The sequence below is a fragment of the Pectinatus frisingensis genome (genome assembly GCF_015732285.1).
Classification (GTDB): Bacteria; Bacillota; Negativicutes; order Selenomonadales; family Selenomonadaceae; genus Pectinatus; species Pectinatus frisingensis.
The window spans coordinates 1-3,737 of sequence record NZ_WIQU01000060.1; the positions used below are offsets into that span (position 1 = coordinate 1).

The 3,737-nt window shown below is 34.9% G+C and carries 3 protein-coding genes; 1 reads left to right on the plus strand and 2 read right to left on the minus strand.

Annotated features, from left to right (window positions below):
• Positions 1-221 precede the first annotated feature (221 nt).
• Complete coding sequence (locus tag I6751_RS10965) at positions 222-1,187, minus strand: glycosyltransferase family 8 protein (protein WP_196591650.1); 966 nt, start codon at positions 1,185-1,187, stop codon at positions 222-224.
• 2 nt (positions 1,188-1,189) lie between these two features.
• Positions 1,190-2,185, minus strand: a complete 996-nt coding sequence (locus I6751_RS10970) for a glycosyltransferase family 8 protein (RefSeq protein ID WP_196591651.1) — start codon at positions 2,183-2,185, stop codon at positions 1,190-1,192.
• 282 nt (positions 2,186-2,467) lie between these two features.
• On the opposite strand from I6751_RS10970, the gene I6751_RS10975 reads away from it, so the two are divergent.
• On the plus strand, positions 2,468-3,556 hold the full coding sequence (locus tag I6751_RS10975; protein WP_196591652.1) for a polysialyltransferase family glycosyltransferase: 1,089 nt from the start codon (positions 2,468-2,470) through the stop codon (positions 3,554-3,556).
• Positions 3,557-3,737 lie beyond the last annotated feature (181 nt).

Consider the following 3,737-nt stretch of genomic DNA (forward strand, 5'->3'; position numbering starts at 1 on the left):
CCTTCCAGGGGAGCTGTCGGCGCAGCCGACTGAGGGGTTATCTTAAAACAAGACAATATTTTGGATGCAGAAGTTTAGGAAATAAACCCTCCCGTCATGGCTTACGCCATGCCACCCTCTCTGTTAAGGAGGGCTTTAAAGGCATACAGTTTACGAAATTCTTAGAGATTAAGAATTTTGCTGTGTATAAATGCAATAACTTTCGAATAAGTAATGTTACATTAACCAGCGTATTTTTTTACCAGATATTTAATATACCAGCCCAGTGATTTTATGACATTCCCATTATGACGCAAAGCTTTTGCATAAACTTTCATCTCTTTATAATTGCATGGCATCTGCAGTACTTCATTTTTCCAAGGAGTATGCTGCTCACATGCAGAATATAAGTGTCTGTTAAAATCATTGCAGATGCTGCTGATAGGCCAGGCTATGTTCCACGGCTTAGGATGGGCAGCAAAATGGAGAAATACGATGTCATTTCTATTTACTGCAGCAGGATCAATGCAATTATAAATTTTATCAAGATAAAGAACTTTATTGTGTAATACTACGTTGAGTGCATCTTGGTCAAGATAGCGAAATAGGACTGGGTCTTTTTTTATCACAGCCAGTACTTTGTCCATAACCGAAAAATTATTCCAGACAGCAATATTTATGACCAATACACCAGCGTTAAAATATGTATGATCCTTTAATCGTAAGGCTTTGTTACGTTTTTTGTTCATCCAGTCCAGATCGGGTACGGCAGCAATGATATTATTCTGTAAATCAAGTGAAAATAGTTTATCAGCAGAATTGAGACAGATTATATCGGCGTCAATATAATAAATATATTTTTCTTCATGTAATATATATGGCAGAATAAATCGAAAATATGTAGGTAGAGGCAGATGAACAAAAGTTGGCAGTTCACAAAGAATAGCAGGATTTATTTCATATACAATAATATTAATATTCAATTGCCGGGCCAAATTTTTAATACGATCAATATTGGTATGGTTTAATTTGACCGCTAGGATATGAAAAGTAAAAGCAGCATTATTATGCCGGCAGATGGATAAAATTGAAGTACCCATGCAGCGGGCATAGTTATCATCAATACCGTAACCAATATGAATAGCATTGGCAGATTTATCAGCAGCAAAAAGATATTCGTATTTATTATTTATCGCGTTTGAAAACATAGTCACTCCTGCACAGCTTTTATTGTTTTATCCCGGATTCTCCATATGATATATAAAGTGCTCCATTGCAGCCAGCCAGAGTAATTCCCGGTACGTTTCATTGTACGGGCCATGAATTTGGCCTGTTTATACGTTCTGGCTTCTTGAACAGGGACATTGGCCCAGGGAGAGGATTTTTGATATTTATGCCACAATGATGTCAATTGATGGAACTGTCCCCAGCGCTGCCATGGTTTGACACTGCCTGCATAATGAAGAAATATTATAGTAGGGTCAAGTTTGTCAATAGTATCATTTAAAGAACGTATAGTATTATAGCAATGTGGTAAAAATAGTATTTTTTGGCATAAAAGAATATTAAGAACATCCTGATCATAAAATTTAAAGTTATTTTTATTTTGTAAAAGTGTTACAGCTTGCTCGGAGATATTTGCTTCATTCCATCGTCTGATGTCAATCAGCATAACACCGGAATTAAAGTATTTTTCACCGTTAAAATTAAAATTTCTTCTGGCATATTCTGTCATTCCATCATGATCGGGAACAACTAATGCTATGGCATTTTTAAAATCTGCTTTAAACAAGTTTTCCAATGAATTTAAACATAATATATCTGAATCGAGATATAGACATCTTTTGGACACAGTTGAAAGTTCACGGCAAATTATAAAACGATAATAAATAGCCTTGGACCATGTAAAAAGAGTGGGAAATGCAGTAAACTTATTATTGTTAATATAATAAATATATATAGCAATATTTTTATGTGCTCGACCAAGTGCAGCCAGATGACTAATATCATCACTTATCAATTTATCAGTAAAAACATGAAAGGCTATCGTTGCCGATGGATTATTTTTTATTATTGAGGACATCAACACACCCATACCCAAAGCAAAATGGGCATCAATGCCAAAAGCGATATTCATACTGTCTGACAAATCAATTTTATTGGCAATATTTTTTTTTGCCTTGATCATATCGGTAAAAAAATTCATGATAATTTTCCTTTTCTTTTATAGTCAGCCAGCATTATGATACCAGTTATTTGTATAAAGTCAATGCAATATAGAAATAATTTTTAAGACAGCATTGTTGGAGAGTTTTTCAACCGATGAAATATACAATATTGTACATTTTTATTTTCAAAAAATTTTTATGCTGATGTAATTTTATTCGATTCAATGAGCAGGATCACTGTAATAAGGAGCAATATACAGTCAATCGGCTGCAGTTGTACTTTACCAGACTTTACGATAAAATAAAATTAGAGGTGAAGCATGAAAAATTTATTTATTATTAACACACCGTTTCATTTATTGACATGTTTTATTTTGAGTAAAAGCATTTTTCGGAGTGATGACAATTATTTAGCACTTATACATCCGCATAGTTATGAAAAGTGGACGCAGAGCCATCTTATGGAATATATGGCAACAACAAAATGCGGCTATAAAGCTGTTTTTCCGCTCATCAATTGGTTGTCGCACAAGAATAAAACTAAAAGCTATCATGAACAGGCACAGTCTGTGAAAAACAGCATTGGTAAACTAGGCATCAATAATGTATTCATGGGCAGTGATATCGATCCGCAGAATCAGTTGTTGGCAGCTGTATTGGGAAAGACGGAATATTATCGTTATGAAGATGGTTTGTTTTCTTATTACAATGAAGATCGCCGCAGGCCAAAAACACATGAGTTGTTCCATAAACTAAAATTGTGGTTGTTGAAACGGTCAGCAGGGATAAAAAGTGATATGTATATAAATACTTCTACTGCCGGTGACAGTCGTGCCGGTATAGCTGATTATATGTATGCACCGGAACTTTTGCAGCGATATTCACCACGAACAATAAAGATAGATAACAATATGATCAAATTGGCAATAACTGATTTGACGCAGCATGACCTTTTACAGGAAACTTTTACTGAGCGCAGTATCCTGTTTTTAAGCCAGCCTTTGGTTGAAAAAAAATGGTATACAATTGAACAAGAACTAACTTGCCTGAGAAAATTAATTGAACCGTTTAGTGATGGAACAGTCTTGCTGTATAAGCCGCATCCTAATGACAGCAGTTATAAAATTGATTTTTATCGGCAGCATTTTCCGCAGATGCGTCTGTATGATGATATTGAACCGGCGGAATTACTGTTTGTCAGAGAGAAAAAATTAATGGCTGTAGCAAGTTATCAGTCGACAGCATTGATGTATCCTGATAAATTTGCAGGGCGACCATTCAAGTCCATTAGCTTGGCAGATTTTGGACATAGTCCAATATTACCGGTTTATAAGACAATAATGGAAAAGTCTGGAGTATATTTCCCACAGACTGCCGAAGACATAGTAAATTATATAAGGAAAGATTGATTTGAATCAGTCTTTCCCTGAATCTTGGTGTCTGGGTTTTATAAGAAATCATTAAACTGAAGGTTCCTTTTGAGATATTGAAATGTGGTGAGTGTCATGTCAGCATATTATAAAGATACTGACCAAAAGACTCACTTTGGGTCATCGAAAAGTGATAAATGTTTTTCCGACATTTTAAGGA

Bases quoted from the DNA above. Each gene is read 5' to 3' on its own strand.
- I6751_RS10965 (WP_196591650.1), bottom strand. From the start codon at position 1,187: ATGTTTTCAAACGCGATAAATAATAAATACGAATATCTTTTTGCTGCT.
- I6751_RS10970 (WP_196591651.1), bottom strand. From the start codon at position 2,185: ATGAATTTTTTTACCGATATGATCAAGGCAAAAAAAAATATTGCCAAT.
- I6751_RS10975 (WP_196591652.1), top strand. From the start codon at position 2,468: ATGAAAAATTTATTTATTATTAACACACCGTTTCATTTATTGACATGT.